Here is a 16,412-nt window from a genome sequence, read left to right as displayed (position 1 = left end):
CCCGTGAAGAAAAACTGGATTGTGTTCGCCAGGCACTTCGTACAACCTCGTGTCACTCACCCTCGCAGGTGGGAGTCGGTGTCCGTGTCGCTCTGACCTGGACAAAGTTACGCGAAGATCAACACAACACCAAATCGCCAGGTCARAGCACTGAAGCGGGTTAACAGCCGATAGTTTCCTCGAATTTTTACCTCTCGCGATGACTTTCCGCGCCCACTGCGGTCTGTATGAGCAGGAACCAACAGGAACCGAAGCGTTCAGTAATCAGTCAACCGACTTCAAGGAGCACCCAATGTCTCGTCTTCTCTTCGTCAACATGCCGGTCAAGGACGTCGCCGCTACCCGCGCGTTCTTCAGCGGCCTCGGCTTCGAGTTCAACGACATGTTCAGTGACGAGAACACTGTCTCGATGATCGTCAGTGATTCCGCCACGGTCATGTTCCTGAACGAACCCCGTTTCGGGGACTTCATCGCCGACGACATCTGTGACACGTCGAAAGCTCGAGAAGCACTGATGTGCGTGTCGGCCGACAGCAGGGAGGAAGTCGACACCTTCGTCGACGCGGCGATCGCTGCCGGCGGTAGCAAGTGGATGGAGCCCCAGGATCACGGCTTCATGTACGGACGCGCGTTCCGCGACCTCGACAATCACGTCTGGGAGGTCATGTGGATGGACCCGGCTGCGACTGTTCCCCAGCAGTAACGCAGAACAACAGCAGTAACGAGTAGGCGCGCGGGTCCCTCCATACCGGAGGGCTCGCGCAACTCCTTGCCCCTACAGCTCTGCAGGCAATCCGAACCGTGCGAACAGACTCAGATCGAAGAAACACGTGACGTGCGAGATCCCGGACTCGGTGACATCGAGAACGTGCAACTGGAAAGCACGGTGAACCCCATCGGGCTCGCGCATATAGAGGCCGAACGCCGGCTGGCCGTTGGCGGCGGTCGGTAGCAGCCGCATCGCTCCTGGTCCGTCCGCCGGGCATTTGGTTCCGATGAGCTGCCCGATTGCCTCGGGGCCCTGGTACCAGCCCTCGAACGGAGGCATCTCCCAGATGGCTTCACGCGTGAACAGCTCAACGATGGCCTCGACGTCGTAGCTCTCGAAGCTGTGCACGTAGTCGCGAAGCAACTTCCGGGCAGCCTCGGTAGTCGGTTCCACGAGATCGTCCTCAGTGGGCCCGATGTGATTGATCTGCGCGCGAGCCCGCTGCAGCAGGCTGTTCACCGCAGTGGTTGTGGTGTCCAGCGCCTCCGCAACTTCTGACGCCTTCCACTGGAGAACGTCACGCAGAACCAGAACCGCACGTTGGCGGGCGGACAAGTGCTGCAGCGCGGCAACCAGCGCAAGCCTGACCGAATCGCGATTGACGWCCATGACGGCGGGATCATTGACGTCGCCCAACGCAGAATCCGCGATCGGTTCCAACCAGGCAATCTCGTTGCGCTCGATCAAATCGTCGGCCGGGTCCGAACTAGGTGCACCGAGGCCGGTCGGGAGTGGACGCCTCGATCTCCCCTCCAGCGCGGTCAGGCACGTATTCGTCGCGATGCGATAGAGCCAGGTCCTGAGCGACGACTGGCCTTTGTAACCTTCGAACCCGCGCCAAGCCCGGATGAACGTCTCTTGGACCTGGTCTTCGGCGTCGTGAATCGACCCCATCATGCGATAGCAGTGCGCCAGCAACTCGCGGCGGTACGGATCGGCAAGAGTGAGGAAATCACTGTCCAACGCCTGATCGACTGTCATTTGTTCAGACTAGTGGCCGAGCGCCCGAAACACAGGCGTCGGCGAGAATTCGATCAGGCCGGCGCCTGAACCGCGGTCAACCGGGATCGCTTCCGCAGAACGAACCCCAGCGATTCGTAGAGTCTGATCGCATTCGTATTCGATTGCACTGCATGGAGAAACGGCAGCTCGCCGCGTTCGCGAATCCCGGCGGCTACGGCACGGATCAGCGTCGTGCCCAGGCCTCGACCTCGGAAGTCGCTGTCGGTGCACACCGCACTGATTTCCGTCCATCCCGGAGGGTGCAACCGCTCCCCTGCCATGGCAACAAGTCTTCCGTCGACGCGAATGCCGTAGTAGCTCCCCATCTCGACGGTACGAGGAAGAAACGGTCCGGGCTTGGTGCGCTCGATCAACGCCAGAATTTCGGGAACGTCGCCCGTTCCGAGAAGTTCGACCGCCGGATCAACGGAGACTTCGAGTGCTGAACCGTCCATCTGCACCGAGCCGAACTGATCCACAACGCGCCACCCTTCCGGCGGCTGATGATCAAATCCTCGTAAACCTACTGTGCCGCCTGGACCTACGAGTGTGCGTAGGTTCTCCCAGTCTTCGGCGTCCAACTCAGGCGGATGACCGACAAACGGAGCGACTGTCGGGTCGTATCGCGCAACTCTCCCTGCCCAGCGAGCGAATTGCGCATGATGTCCGCGAAGACCTTGTCGCACAGGATCGTCCAGTGGATGGATGTCGACATCCGTGTCAACAGTCTCGACAAACGACGCCAGGGTCGCCTCCGTGATCATCGAACCTCTTCCTACCCAAGTCTGCCAGTGATGGAGGCGACCGAAACTCCCCGCCCACCTCGATCACAACGCTAGGAACACTTGCTGTCGTAGTCGCCGGATAGAATCAAGATGATTCTGACTTCCGCCCCACGCCCGGTGACGACCACGGTTCGAGGGCAGATTCTGATAAAGACTTTCGTCGCGACACCTACACCAAACGAAAGGCTGTTCGCCATGAGCCACTCCGACCCGATCAGATCTGCATTCGACCAGCTACCCCTGAAGGAAATGGACGCAGCGACGCTGGTCTTCGCGATAGAGAGCGCCGTCGACGAGATGGCACTCCCGGGTGAAACCTTGCGACTCGCCATGGAGGTCGCGACCCTCGCGCACCTCGATCAGTTCAGAAAGAACGGGATCAAGTCCGACGAGGATCCCTACATCGTTCATCCCCTACGAAATGTGTTGCGGCTGCTTCGGTACGGGTGCTCCGATGTCGAGATCCTGAGCGCAACCGCGCTTCACGACACGGTCGAGGACCGACCACACGCCGTCATCGCACTCCTCGGTGGCCGGACTGCGGACGACATGTCTGCATCCGAAGCGCAAGAACGTGCGTCAACACTCATCGCCTCGCACTTCGGCCACAGAATCTCCGAACTTGTTGAGGCAGTGACCAATCCAATCGACTACCCGCACGACAACACCACCGGCTACCAGGATCACGTCATCCGCGCGATCGCGGATCCCGCTGTGTTCCTCGTGAAGTTCAGCGACTTCGTCGACAACGCGGGAAGCGTGAAGTACCTGAGCGAGACCGACAGGCTGAGGCTGGTCACGAAGTACGAACCACTCGTGGAGCACTTCAAGCGGGCTTCGCTTGCTCTCGCCAACGCATTGCAGCTCCCTCCCGCAGGACTCGACGCGATCGCACAGCACATTGCAACCATCGAAGGCGATTTCTCGAATACAGTCCGAGGGGACATAGAAAATACTCGCCAGTAGTACCGATCAGTAATAATCGAGCAATCGGGAGAATTCTCCGAATACGCGATTTTGTTACCAGTGAGTATTCACTTTCTTGCCAATTTCATTACCATCGTGATCCGTGTCACAGGGTCGAATTCCATTGCACCACAATGATTTAACGCTATAAGTGTAACCGTGGTTCACGTTGACTAATATTCTTCAATTCGCCCAGGTGACATGAGCGTCGACATACTGCATTCTTAGATAAACCAGGGATTCCCTGGAAGCAGACACAATATGTTGCTGATTCGTGATTGGAGCGGTTCTGAGTCCACGCCTGCAGGGTGGCGCACAAGGCACGCCGTGCCTGAGCGCAGGGGACTCTACGAACCGGAAGGGCAATCACTTGCCGACGCGCAACCGGGGGAAACACAGCGCATCGCGGCGTAGTTCACGAACCAGGTAATCCGGGTATGTGGGACACGGTCGGCTCATATCGCAACGTACGTGACGAAGAATCTCATCAAGGACGGTGGCAGTGACAATGTTCAAACGAATCGCAGTGGTCAATCGAGGTGAGGCCGCGGTCCGGCTGATCAGGGCTGTACGCGAACTGAACGCCGAACACGACTACGGCATTCGCGTCATTGCACTGCACACCGAGGCCGAGCGCCGCGCCATGTTCGTCCGCCAGGCAGACGAGGGTGTGACCCTGCGCAGCACCGGCACCGGCAGCCCGTATCTCGACTACGCCGAACTCGAGCGAGCACTCCTCGCAGCCAAGGCCGACGCAGTCTGGGTCGGCTGGGGCTTCGTGGCCGAGGATCCCGCCTTCGCCGAGATCGTCGCCAAACTGGGCATCACGTTCATCGGCCCGAGCGCCGACGCGATGCGCCTGCTCGGCGACAAGGTTGCTGCCAAGATCCTGGCCGAGAAGGTCGGCGTACCTGTCGCCCCGTGGAGCGGCGGACCGGTCGAAACCCGCGCCGACGCTCGTCGTCATGCTCAGTCCATCGGATATCCCCTGATCATCAAGGCCCGAAGCGGCGGCGGTGGACGCGGTATCCGCAAGGTCTGGGCCGAAGACGAACTCGAAGTTGCACTCGAGCGCACGCAGGGCGAAGCAGAGCGATCCTTCGGCGACCCCGTCGTCTTCCTCGAACGCCTTGTCACCGATGCACGCCACGTCGAGGTACAGGTCATCGCCGACAACCACGGCAATGTCTGGGCTCCGGGCGTTCGCGACTGCTCGATTCAGCGCCGCAACCAGAAGGTCATCGAAGAATCCTCCTCCCCCGTCCTGACCGAAGAACAGTCTGACCACCTCAAGAAGGTGTCCGCCGAACTGGTCAAGGCAGCCGGATACCAGGGCGCAGGCACGGTCGAATACCTCTACCAGCCCGAGAACAAGCTCTTCACGTTCCTCGAGGTCAACACCCGTCTGCAGGTCGAGCACCCGATCACCGAGGTCACCACCGGAATCGACCTCGTCAAACTGCAGATTCTGGTCGCCAGTGGTGACGAATTGGTCGGTGACTGCCCGCCCGCATTCGGCCACGCCGTCGAAGCCCGCCTCAATGCCGAGGACGCGGACAACGATTTCGCGCCGGCACCCGGCACGGTTCAGCTCCTCAAGTTCCCGCTCGGCTCCGGCATCCGGGTCGACACCGGCATCGCTGCCGGGGACGTCATTCCGCCCGACTACGACTCGATGGTCGCGAAGGTCATCGCCTGGGGCCGCAACCGCTCCGAGGCACTTGCGCGCCTGCGTACCGCCCTTCGTGAAACCACAGTCGTACTCGACGGCGGCACCACCACCAAGTCGTTCCTCCTCGATCTACTCGATCGCGACGAGGTCATCTCGGCATCCGCGGATACCGGCTGGCTCGACCGCACAGGCGCCCTGACCGGCACCACTCGCCGCGCGGACGTCGCACTGATCGCCACCGCCATCGATGCCTACGACGCCGAGGAGTCCCTCGAGCGTGCGGCCTTCCTCGCCTCGGCACGTGGCGGCCGTCCCCGCGCCAATCACGCGATCGGCCGTACCGTCGAGCTCAACTACCAAGGTCAGGCATACAAACTGACCGTCGGGCGTATCGGCCCGCACCGCTACCGCGTCGACGGAGACGCCGGCGACATCGAGGTCGACGTCGATCGTCTCGGCGACTTCGAGTCACGGCTGGTGATCGGTGATCGGCGGTTCCACGTCGTTTCCGTCGTGAGCCCGGCTCGCTATCTCGTCGAGGTCGACGGCATCAGCCACCAGATCAGCCAGGACGACGCCGGAGTGGTCCGCGCGCCGGCTCCCGCCGTCGTGGTGGCCGTACCGGTCGCGGTCGGCGACGACGTCGAAGCCGGCTCCACCCTGGTCGTACTCGAATCCATGAAGATGGAGACCGCAGTTCGCGCACCGTACGCGGGCAAGGTGCGTGAAGTTCTCGCTACCGTCAACTCTCAGGTCGATGCCGGCGCGCCGCTCCTGCGTGTCGACCAGGTCAGCGAGGAAGCTGTCACGGAGAAGGCTCCGCGAGTCCAATTCGATCTTCCGGCAGCAACTTCCGGTTCCGACGCCCGCGACGACGCATTGGCACAGCTCGAAGCACTGACCGCGATGATCAGTGGCTACGACGTCAGCGGTAAGCACGCAAACGCTGTTCTGGCCGAGTACGACGCACTTCGCAGCGCACTCGAATCCGAGGACCGCGAACTGGTACAGGCCGAACTGGCTGTGCTGACCACCTTCGCCGACATCTGCGAACTCTCGCGCAACAAGCCCACCTCGGGTGAGTCCGCGAAGGACGAATCCGTCCACAGCCCCCGCGAGCACTTCCACACCTTCCTGCACTCACTCGACTCCGAGCGCGAAGGTTTGCCGGCGTCGTTCCGCACGAGACTCGAACGGGCACTTCGCCACTACGACGTCACCGATCTGGAAGATCGCCAGGCCGTCGAGGAAGCGGTGTACCGACTCTTCCTGGCTCTGCAGCGCATGGAAGCCCAGATCCCGGTCATTGCAGCACTTCTCGAAGGCTGGCTGGTCGGCGACAAGGCTCCCGGTTGCTCGGCTCAGGAGCTCAACGAGGTTCTCGATCGACTCATCGTCGCGACGCAGGTCCGCTACCCCGTCATCGGCGACGTCGCCCGCAACCTTCGCTTCCGGTTCTTCGACGAGCCGCGCATCCGCAAGGTTCGCGAAGACGTCTACGACGGAGTACGCGGCAACCTCGCCTACCTCGAAGAGCAGCCGGACGCTGCCGATTTCGACGAGCGAATCGCCAACCTCGTCGCCACTCCCGAACCGCTCCTGGACCTGTTGGGTCGAAAGATCGGCCTTGGCAACCGCGATGGCGGCCCTCTGCTCGAGGTCATCACGCGTCGCTACTACAAGATTCACTCCTTCGAAGACGTCCGCGTTTTCGAGCACGTCGACCGCCGTTTCGTGACCGGTAACTTCGACCTCAAGGGCGACGGGCTACATCTGGTCTCGACGGTGGCCGAATTCGACGCTCTCGGAACGGCTCTCGACGATGTCGCCACAATCGCGCAGGATGCTCCATCCGGTCGCGGCCTGGTAGTCGACATCTACCTCGACTGGCCGAATCAGCCCGCCGACGGCGACACGCTCGTCGAGACGCTGCGCACCGAACTCTCGCGCAACGAGACGATCACCCGGTCCCGCCGCGCGACTGTGATCATCTGCAATCCGAATGGGGAGCCGGTCCGCTGGGTCACCTTCCGCCCGATCGACGGTGAACTGGTCGAGGACAACATCATCCGCGACATGCATCCGCTCACGGGTCAGCGTCTGGACATGTGGCGCCTGAAGAACTTCAACGGCAAGCGTCTGCCGGCTCCGGAGAACACCTACCTGTTCCACCTCTCCGCCAAGGAGAACCCGAAGGACGAGCGCCTGATCGCTCTCGCGGAAATCCGTGACGTGACACCGCAGCTCGACGACGAAGGCCAGATGGTTGCGCTTCCGGCCATCGAGCGCACACTTGCCGCGTGCCTCGACGGCATCCGCCGTGCGCAGTCTCAGCGCGGCGACAAGCGTCGACTGGCAGCCAACCGCGTCGTGCTCTACGTGTGGCCGGTCGCCGACGTTCCCAGCGAACGCTTCTCCGTGATCGCTCAGAACGCAGCCCGACTGACCGTCGGCGCCGGGCTCGAAGAGATCACACTCATCACCCGCCTGAAGGACCGAAAGGGCGGCGCGCCCAAGGAAGTTGCGCTGCGATTCTCCTACCGCGCAGGTGCCGGTGTGGTCATCAACAAGACCACGCCTCCCACTGAACCGCTGCTCCCCCTCGACGCGTACGCCCAGAAGGTCCAGAGTTCGCGGGCACGCGGCACGGTGTACCCGTACGAGCTGATTCCGCTCCTGACCGGCACCAAGGGCACCTTCGTCGAGCACGACTTCGACGAAGCGGGCGTCCTCTCGCCCGTCGAGCGTCCGTACGGACTCAACAAGGCCGGCATCGTCGTCGGCCTCGTGAACACTCCGACGCCGCGCTATCCCGAGGGAATGACCCGTGTCGCGCTCTTCGGTGACCCCACCAAGGCGCTCGGTACCGTGGCCGAGGCCGAATGCTCACGCGTGGTCGCTGCCATCGACCTGGCCGAGAAGTTGAACGCTCCGGTCGAGTGGTTTGCACTGTCCTCGGGTGCCACCATCTCGATGGAGAGCGGCACCGAGAACATGGACTGGGTCTCCCGTGGCCTGCGCCGGATCATCACCTTCACCCAGAACGGTGGCGAGATCAACATCGTCGTCACGGGAATCAACGTCGGCGCTCAGCCCTACTGGAACGCCGAAGCCACCATGTTGATGCACACCAAGGGCATTCTGGTGATGACCCCGGACAGCGCGATGGTGCTGACCGGCAAGCAGTCTCTCGACTACTCCGGTGGCGTGTCGGCCGAGGACAACTTCGGTATCGGTGGCTACGACCGCGTCATGGGCCCCAACGGCCAGGCGCAGTACTGGGCCCCCGACCTCACTGCGGCGTGCGAGATCCTGTTCCGTCACTACGCACACTCGTACCTCGCTCCCGGCGAACGGTTCCCGCGTCGCGCAGCGACGACGGACCCCGTCGATCGCGACGTGCGTAGCTTCCCGCACACCCACCCGTCGAGCGACTTCGAGACGGTCGGCGACATCTTCTCCTCGGCGAAGAACCCGGATCGCAAGAAGCCCTTCGATATTCGCACCGTGATGYGTTCGGTGGTCGACCAGGACCACTCGGTTCTCGAGCGTTGGGCCGACATGGCCGGCGCCGACACCTCTGTCGTTCTGGACGCGCACCTCGCCGGACATCCGGTCACAGTGGTGGGCATCGAATCCCRCGCGATCCCGCGTAAGGGTCACTTCCCCGCCGACGGTCCCGACACCTGGACGTCGGGAACGCTGTTCCCGAACTCGTCGAAAAAGACTGCCCGCGCGATCAATGCTGCGAGCGGCAACCGTCCGATCGTGGTGCTGGCCAACCTGTCCGGCTTCGACGGTTCACCGGAGTCACTGCGCAACATCCAGCTCGAGTACGGCGCCGAGATCGGCCGCGCCATCGTCAACTTCGACGGACCGATCGTGTTCTGCGTCGTTTCCCGCTACCACGGCGGCGCGTTCGTCGTATTCTCCGGTGCGCTCAACGACAACATGGAAGTTCTTGCTGTCGAAGGTTCGTTCGCCTCGGTACTCGGCGGCGCCCCCGCCGCCGCAGTGGTCTTTACCCGTGAGGTGAACACCCGCACCAACAACGACCCGAAGGTGCAGCAACTGGAAGCAGACTTGGCAGCAGCCAAGGACGACACGGAGAAAGCACACCTGCGCGTCGAACTGAACGCTCAGCGCATCGCCGTCCGCTCCGACAAGCTCGGCGAAGTGGCATCCGAATTCGAAGCGATCCACAACATCCAGCGGGCCCGAGAGGTCGGCTCGGTGGATGAGATCGTCCCTGCCGCAGAACTGCGTCCGCAGATCATCGCAGCAGTCGAACGCGGCATGAAGCGCGCACTCGCGCAGTAAGTTTCTCCGCACGTCGAGCGGTCCCGCGAAATGCGGGGCCGCTCGATTTGTGTCCGCACCGCGCCGGCATCAGACGCCCTCGAGCGCCTCTCCGATCTCTTCGAGGACGTGATTGTGCTGCTCTGTTGCGAGCAGATGCCCCGCCGCGATGGTGACTGCCACGGGCCACTCGATGATCTCGAACGCAACCATCAGTCCCATCACCGCAAAATAGGCGATCTGCTCGGGTCTCGGAACCGGAATGGCACCGACGATCGGTAGCTCCAACTCGAAGCTCCGTGCCGAACGGACGGATTCCACTACCGCGCGGTGATCGACGGGGTTCCTTTGGTCGACGGTGTTCTGGGACATGTCACGATTCCTCAGGATTCATCTCGGGTCGCCCGGGAGTTCGGCGACGTGTCACTTCCAGCAGCGACGCTCACAAGCGTGTCCGATTCACCGGTTTCCGCTTCTTTGATTTCCGCTTCGCTGATTTCCACGCTGTCGCGAGCGCTGACTCCCCCGGTTCGGGAGGTGTACGCGGTGCTCGTCCGCGTCGGGATCTTGCGAATCGTCGACTGACCTTCCGCGCTCTCCTCAGTTCCAGTCTCCTCAGTTGCGGCGATCCGCTCCAACACCCGCGGAGCCAGCGCCGCCAGCAGCGTCGCTGCCGACGCGCAGCCCACTGCTTGGCCCCACCCAATCGGACCGAGCGGCGTGCAACCGAGAAATTGGCTCACCACCGGTGTGCTGACGAGCGTCGCCAGCGCCGCAGCGGACCCGGCAACTGTTGCGACCACCAGCGGACTGCGCGATTCGAGCAGCGTCTGCCCCAGTTGGGTGCCCACCAGGGCAACCAACGCCACCGTCGACGCTCGCCGCCGCCTGCCGCTCGTCCGGGCCAGAAGCCACGCTGCCAGCGCACCGATTGCCGTGGCAGTGCCGCGGACAGCGATCGTCTGCCACAACGCATGAGTGTCCATCTGTTCGGACTTCTCGGATCCGTTCTCGGACGGGGTGCTCACCGCAAGCGCAGCAGCGGGCAAGGCGTCCGTCATCAGATTGACCAGTAGCAACTGCCTTGCGTTGAGCGGTGATTCGCCGGACAGCGCAGAACCGATCAGAGCGAATGCGACTTCACCCGCGTTGCCTCCGAGCAAAACCCCCACCGCTGATCTGACCCGCCGCCACAATTGACTGCCCTCGTCCAGTGCGTCGGTCAATCCGCCGACACGGCCGTCGAGGAGCACGATGTCTGCGGCGCCGCGCGCCGGATCGCTGTCAGTCGACGCCACCCCAATTCCCACGCTGGAAACTCGGATCGCCGCAGCATCGTTCGCGCCGTCACCGACCATGGCGCACACGCGCCCGTCAGTCTCCAACGCTTGCACGATCTCGACCTTCTGCTCGGGTGTCACGCGCGCAAAGACGCTGCTGCCGCGGACGGCRTTCCGTCGTTCTGCGCGAGAGAAGTTCTCCCAGTCCGGACCGGTGACCACGTCCTCGCGCGCCACATCCATCCCCAGTTCGGTGGCGACCGCCGCCGCTGTTGTCGGATGATCCCCGGTCAGCACGCGCACTTGCTGTCCGTTGCCTTGAAGTTCTCGAACAAGTTGCGTTGCTTCGGGTCTGAGCGTGTCCGAGAGTCCGAGAAGGCCGACCGCTTCCAACCCCTCGGAGCAACACTGTTCGAGAAATTCCGAGTCCTCCGCAGCGCGTTGCGCATCGTGTTCCGACAACTCGCGCTGCGCGACGGCAACCACCCGCAGTCCGCGTCCGGCCATGCTCTGAACGTGGCTCGCCGACACAGCATTCGGATCCCGCCCTGCCTCCGCCACGAATTCCGGTGAACCCTTCAGTGCGATCCGTCTGCCCAGTAGGGCTGCCGAGTACGGCCGCCCAGACCTGAACGGAACGAGGTTGAGCGCGTCGGCATCACCGAAAACCCGAGCCTCGTCCAGAGCTTGTTCGGCTGCATCGACGACGGCGGCGTCCGTCGAATGAAACACGCGATCGTCGCGACTTCCCAGAGCACTGCGCGCCGCAACTTCCAAAATCTCACTTTCGCCCCAACCGTCGAGGCGTTCGACCGCGGCCACCCGTAGCTTGTTCTCGCTGAGGGTTCCGGTCTTGTCGAAGCAGACCACGTCGACACGGCCGAGCGCTTCGATCGAACGTGGAGCACGCACCAACACTCCTGCTGCAGTGAGCCTTCGAGCTGCCGCCTGCTGAGCCAGGGTCGCAACCAGAGGCAATCCCTCCGGCACGGCGGCCACGGCAACGGCCACGCCTCCGGTGACGGCGCGGCGCAGACCGGTACCACGAATCAGACCCGCGACTGTCACCAACGCTCCGCCGCCGATACTGGCCGGCAGAGTCGCCCTGGTGAGTTCGCGCAGTCTGTTGGTCAGGCCCACAGCAGGTCCGGATCGGGATACACCGACATCGGCGCGCCTGGTCACCGTTCGAGCTCCGGTGGCCGTGACCACGCCACGACCGGAGCCGGCAAGCACTGTTGTCCCGGCGTAGGCCATGCACCTTCGCTCGGCCAGGGGCATCCCAGGGGTCGGGTCGGTCTGCTTGTCGACGGGCATGGACTCCCCCGTCAACGACGACTCGTCGACTTCCAGCGATTCGGCGCTCAACAGTCGACAATCGGCGGGCACGATGTCCCCGGACTCGAGGGCCACGACGTCACCGAGTTCGAGCGCGTCTGCCGCAGTCTCGACCGTGCCGGCGTTGGTTACTCGCCGAGCTACCGGTTCCTGAGTCCGCAAAAGTCGCTGCACTGCCCGTTCCGAATGAAGTCGTTGAACAGCGGACATCGCGGCATTGCCGACCAAAACCGAACCGACCAGGACGGCGTCTACCGGTGAACCGAGGACTGCACTGGCCGCCGAGCCGGTTGCCAACACCGGCGTGAGTGGATCCGCCAATTCTGTTCGCAACGCCGACAATCCGTCACGGATCAACCTGAAGCGTGCGGGCGCTCGCACACGAGCGTCGGCGCGCTGCGGCGTATGCCGGACGGATTCGGCGAGTTCGCGAACGACAGAATCACCGTCCATCTCATGCCAGCTATCGCTCGGAGCACCGACAGGGGCGGGAGCCTGAATCACAGATCGGGACAGGGTGTATCCGGTCCACAGTCCCGCGGCCGAACCAGCCGTGACCGGCCCCGGCCCAGCCCCTCGAATTCCCGGAAGCATAATCAAGGCGCCCAATGCCGAAGAACCCGAGGAGAGTTCGACGCCGCGCCTCGTCGCTGTTCGGGCAGCCGAGAGCGCATGGACGACCCGCCACGCCCCGGCCAAGTCGGTGTGGATGTCGGCACTCACGTGCTCGCCACTCGGTGGTGAAATCCCGATGCGCAGCACTGCCTGCCCCGCTATCGCCCTACTCGACACGATCGCAACTGTCCGACCCTCGGCCACCAACGCCGAGAGAGCTTCGCGCAGGCCGGCTTCGGGAGTCGATGGCGCCGGATAGAGCTCGTCGAATCCGCTTCGCAGTGATCCGAGCCCGTCGTCGTCGATCGTGGCCGCTGCGACTCCGCTCGCGCGTATCTCACCTATCAGTGATTCCGCCAACCCTTTTCGCACCGGTCTTACGACAACTTCGGCGCCGTCGATGCGGTGTCTTCCGACCCCGAGTGAGCCGGCGTCAAGCGCTTCCCTGGCATGTGCCCACACCACCACGCGGTCCGACTCGGACACCTCTCGTATGTCGGAAACCCGGAGCGCGTCGTCGAAAAGGACACTCGGATCGACGAGGACGGTATCGACACGATCGAGCATGCGTAGAGCCGCGGGGTCCGAAACGGCGACGTGGTGCGTCCGCCACAGACCGTATGACAAACCAGCAGCGAACGATTCGCGTGACATCCGAAGCGGCCGCGGCGCCGAAACCTTGATGCTCGTCGCAACGGTGTCACCGCCGGCAGACACGGTAGCCAGTGCAGCCCCAGCCGCCAGCTGAACCCCAGCGATCCTGTCGGCATAACGCTCCCCCGGACCACTCGGGTCACGCCTCGTGGAAGCACCGCGACCGCCAGATTCGAATGGCCACACCCGCCGAGAGTTTCGCGCCGCCAGAGTTTCGCGTAGCAGCATCGTCCGCAGCCCGAAATCCACGCCCAATGACGCAGGCGCATAGGTCAGAACATCCGCGAACGACGTCGCCGACTCCAAAGCGAAGTCGGTGAGCGAACGGCCAAGGCGCTGTTCGATTCGCCGACGCACCCGGGGTTGATAATTGATCGCCGACACCGCCGCCGAGACATAGGCGGAACCCGGCATTCGCGGGGCACGAAGAATCGATCCCGCTGCTGCAGGAATCATCCCGACGCCCGCCAGCGCAAGAGTGCCAGTCCGCAGCGCCACGTCACTGACAGCGGTTCGCGGAATCGTCGAACCACCGACCAACGCCAGACCCGACAACGCCAGGCGCGGCGGCAAAGTTGCCACCGACACCGCACGCCGGGCCATCGCTGAGAACATCAGGAAGTGGATCGAGTGTGCGAAGAACTGTGAGTTCGATCCTGCGACCGACTGGCCGCCTTGTGAAAGTTTCCGCTCGATTCCTTCTTTGCCGGTTCCGTCTTGGTCGCGCGCCCAACCGCCTTGACCGCACGATCGGGCCGCGCGCTCTTGCGATCCCATTCGTGAAGTACCAGGGCCGTGCCGCCGACCGCCAAGAGCACCGGCCACTCCACCAATCCCGCCGCGCCGACGGCGGCCATCGTGAGAACCGCGGTCGGCGTCGAGGAACTACCCGCACGAATTCCGTCTCGGACGCCCTCCGCCGTTCCGCGTATCCCGCCCGTCACTCCACCGATCACTCCACCACCGACGGCTCCAGCCACCGTCGTCGTTGCGTCTGCCACACCACGAACGACGCGGGTGGCTTCGTCGACAATCATCATCGGACGCTCCTATCAGCAGTCCATCGAAGAATTCAGTATTTGAGGCCATACCCAACACCGACGGCGGCAATCACGATCCGATACATTTTTCGGCGAACCTGGCGAGGGCGCGCCATCGTCAGCGCCGTGAGAGGGTACGGTGCGGGATGCAGCGACCACCTTCATCGACGGGAGTTCCACACAGTGGCGATCATCGGAAATTCGGACCTCGACATCTTCCGACTTAGCTTGGGCGGCAACCCTTTCGGATGGACAGCAGACGAGAAGACGTCCTTCGAGATCCTCGACTCGTTCGCCGAAGCCGGTGCAAACTTCATCGACACCTCCGACTCGTACACGGCGTCGGCTCCCGGCAATTCCGGCGGGGAATCCGAAACGATCATCGGGAAATGGATCACCGATCGGGGACTGCAGAACGACATCGTCGTCGCCACCAAGGTGGGTAGCCATCCCGATTTCAAGGGACTGAAGGCCGACAACATCGCGGCCGCAGCTGAGGCGTCGCTGCAGCGCCTGCAGACGGACTGCATCGATCTGTACTACGCACATTTCGACGACCCGCAGACTCCGCTCGAGGAAACTGTCGAAGCCTTCAATGCGTTGGTCGTCGCGGGCAAGGTTCGCTATCTCGGAATCTCCAACTACAGCCCCGACCGCGTCCGGGAGTGGCTGCGGATCACCGAGGAGAACGGTTACGCCGCGCCCATCGCGCTGCAACCGCACTACAACCTGGTCCACCGCAAGTCGTACGAACCCGAACTCGCGCAGATCGCCACCCACAACAACATCAGCGTCTTCCCGTACTTCGCTCTCGCTTCCGGCTTCCTGACGGGAAAGTACAAGACCCGCGCGGACATCGAAGGCAGCTCCCGCGAACGACTGACCGCCGGATACTTCAGCGACGCCGGACTCGACGTCGTCGCAGAACTGGCGACAATCGCGCAGGCACACGACAGCGAGATCTCGACCGTCGCGCTGGCCTGGCTGCTGACTCGACCTGGCATCACCGCACCGATCGCGAGCGTCAGCCGGCCGGAGCAACTCCCGGCGCTACTGGACGCCCCGAATCTGGTGCTGTCGTCGAATGAACTGGACACTCTCGAACGGGTGTCGGCGGCAGTCGGCGCCTGAAATCAGGCAGTTTTGAGATGAGCGCCGAGGGCCGTGTTGTTGATCGTCCAGAACGACCAGCCGTCATGGCTCTCGGTGTCGCCTGAAATGTGACCGGTCACGGCATTGGCGGCCGCGGTCGGATCAGGGAATCGGCGGCCTTCCATCGGTCCGCGCATGATCTCGACGACCTCGGTGCTTTCGTCGAAGCGTCCGACCCAGCGGTATCCATGGCAATCAGCCGTCATCTCGAGGCGATTGTCGACAACTTCGATCTCCTCGAGACCGCTGGCGCGACGCTTCTTCGCGGCGACCGGCGACGTCTTGCGCTTGGTCGCAACCGGGGCCTCCACGTAAATGCTCGGATCCTTGACCGCAGCCAGTCCCAGAGCATCCCAACGATCGTGACCGTGTACGACGCGTCCGCGCGGAATCGCGTGATGTCCGGTGCGATTGCGTCCGGGGCTGTCCATGATCCACAGGTCGACCTCGGCACGGATGTCGTCCGCGACCTCGTTGGAGGGCAGCATGAAGAACTCGTGCGGGTCTGCAGCCAGGTCGACGAACACCCAGAACTCGGAGCGCGTGTCGTCGCTCTCGAGCGACTCGTCCTGACGCCTGGCCTGCCAGTCACCGTCGAGCTTGGAACGCACTCGGACGATTCGGCTGATGCCGTCTGCGCCCGTCACCTCGACGGGATTACGACGTGAGTGCGTGAGGCGGACAGCCTTGCCCCCACGCTGCGTAGCTTCGGAAATGAACGCATTGATGCCGCGGCTTGCGGTGTCTTCCATGATCGACCTGTCTCGAGCGGGTACGCCCGCATCACCGGATCGGCATCGGGGTCGAGCAATGAGCGAATTCTCGGCCTGTTCTTCGATC

At 63.2% G+C, this 16,412-nt stretch carries 10 protein-coding genes; 4 read left to right on the top strand and 6 right to left on the bottom strand.

Features of this window, described 5'->3' with window-relative positions; translation table 11 throughout:
• Positions 1–292 precede the first annotated feature (292 nt).
• Entirely contained in the window at positions 293–703 is a 411-nt protein-coding gene (locus AC1DWA_RS12310) for a VOC family protein (protein WP_003945103.1), read from the top strand.
• Positions 704–775: 72 nt separating this feature from the next.
• Here the strand turns inward: AC1DWA_RS12310 and AC1DWA_RS12305 are convergent, their stop codons facing one another.
• Positions 776–1,750, bottom strand: coding sequence for a sigma-70 family RNA polymerase sigma factor (locus AC1DWA_RS12305; RefSeq protein WP_477916666.1), 975 nt, complete (start codon positions 1,748–1,750; stop codon positions 776–778).
• A 53-nt stretch (positions 1,751–1,803) separates the two neighbouring features.
• Complete coding sequence (locus AC1DWA_RS12300) at positions 1,804–2,535, bottom strand: GNAT family N-acetyltransferase (RefSeq protein ID WP_047888024.1); 732 nt, start codon at positions 2,533–2,535, stop codon at positions 1,804–1,806.
• 216 nt (positions 2,536–2,751) lie between these two features.
• Between AC1DWA_RS12300 and AC1DWA_RS12295 the strand changes: the two genes are divergently transcribed.
• Together AC1DWA_RS12295 and AC1DWA_RS12290 are read left to right on the top strand one after the other, a co-directional pair.
• Positions 2,752–3,522: an HD domain-containing protein gene (locus AC1DWA_RS12295; protein WP_021344949.1), complete on the top strand. Its 771-nt coding sequence runs from the start codon at positions 2,752–2,754 to the stop codon at positions 3,520–3,522.
• 508 nt (positions 3,523–4,030) lie between these two features.
• Positions 4,031–9,514, top strand: coding sequence for an ATP-binding protein (locus tag AC1DWA_RS12290; protein ID WP_477916672.1), 5,484 nt, complete (start codon positions 4,031–4,033; stop codon positions 9,512–9,514).
• A gap of 69 nt (positions 9,515–9,583) precedes the next feature.
• Here the strand turns inward: AC1DWA_RS12290 and AC1DWA_RS12285 are convergent, their stop codons facing one another.
• The 3 genes from AC1DWA_RS12285 to AC1DWA_RS12275 are packed head-to-tail and all read right to left on the bottom strand — an operon-like array spanning position 9,584 to position 14,420.
• The gene (locus AC1DWA_RS12285; RefSeq protein ID WP_021344953.1) at positions 9,584–9,865 is read right to left on the bottom strand and encodes a hypothetical protein; all 282 of its coding nucleotides are present in this window, start codon (positions 9,863–9,865) and stop codon (positions 9,584–9,586) included.
• Between the two features lie 11 nt (positions 9,866–9,876).
• Positions 9,877–13,995 carry a cation-translocating P-type ATPase gene (locus tag AC1DWA_RS12280; RefSeq protein ID WP_477845812.1) on the bottom strand — a complete coding sequence of 1,373 codons (4,119 nt, stop codon included), beginning with the start codon at positions 13,993–13,995 and terminating at the stop codon, positions 9,877–9,879.
• Entirely contained in the window at positions 13,995–14,420 is a 426-nt protein-coding gene (locus AC1DWA_RS12275; RefSeq protein ID WP_477845811.1) for a hypothetical protein, read from the bottom strand. The genes AC1DWA_RS12280 and AC1DWA_RS12275 overlap by 1 nt, the downstream gene beginning before the upstream one ends.
• 183 nt (positions 14,421–14,603) lie before the next feature.
• Between AC1DWA_RS12275 and AC1DWA_RS12270 the strand changes: the two genes are divergently transcribed.
• Complete coding sequence (locus AC1DWA_RS12270) at positions 14,604–15,551, top strand: aldo/keto reductase (protein WP_477916670.1); 948 nt, start codon at positions 14,604–14,606, stop codon at positions 15,549–15,551.
• A 2-nt stretch (positions 15,552–15,553) separates the two neighbouring features.
• Here the strand turns inward: AC1DWA_RS12270 and AC1DWA_RS12265 are convergent, their stop codons facing one another.
• Positions 15,554–16,324 (bottom strand): hypothetical protein, encoded by a 771-nt coding sequence (locus tag AC1DWA_RS12265; protein WP_477845809.1) that lies wholly within the window; start codon positions 16,322–16,324, stop codon positions 15,554–15,556.
• Between the last annotated feature and the right edge of the window lie 88 nt (positions 16,325–16,412).

Source organism: Rhodococcus sp. P4_F3_2 (genome assembly GCF_056401335.1).
The sequence above is the reverse complement of the archived record's forward strand: the minus strand, read 5'-3'. Positions and strand labels throughout refer to the sequence as shown.

Coding starts and splice junctions, on each gene's coding strand:
- AC1DWA_RS12310 (WP_003945103.1), top strand. CDS start 293: ATGTCTCGTCTTCTCTTCGTCAACATGCCGGTCAAGGACGTCGCCGCT.
- AC1DWA_RS12300 (WP_047888024.1), bottom strand. CDS start 2,535: ATGATCACGGAGGCGACCCTGGCGTCGTTTGTCGAGACTGTTGACACG.
- AC1DWA_RS12295 (WP_021344949.1), top strand. CDS start 2,752: ATGAGCCACTCCGACCCGATCAGATCTGCATTCGACCAGCTACCCCTG.
- AC1DWA_RS12285 (WP_021344953.1), bottom strand. CDS start 9,865: ATGTCCCAGAACACCGTCGACCAAAGGAACCCCGTCGATCACCGCGCG.
- AC1DWA_RS12275 (WP_477845811.1), bottom strand. CDS start 14,420: ATGATGATTGTCGACGAAGCCACCCGCGTCGTTCGTGGTGTGGCAGAC.
- AC1DWA_RS12265 (WP_477845809.1), bottom strand. CDS start 16,324: ATGGAAGACACCGCAAGCCGCGGCATCAATGCGTTCATTTCCGAAGCT.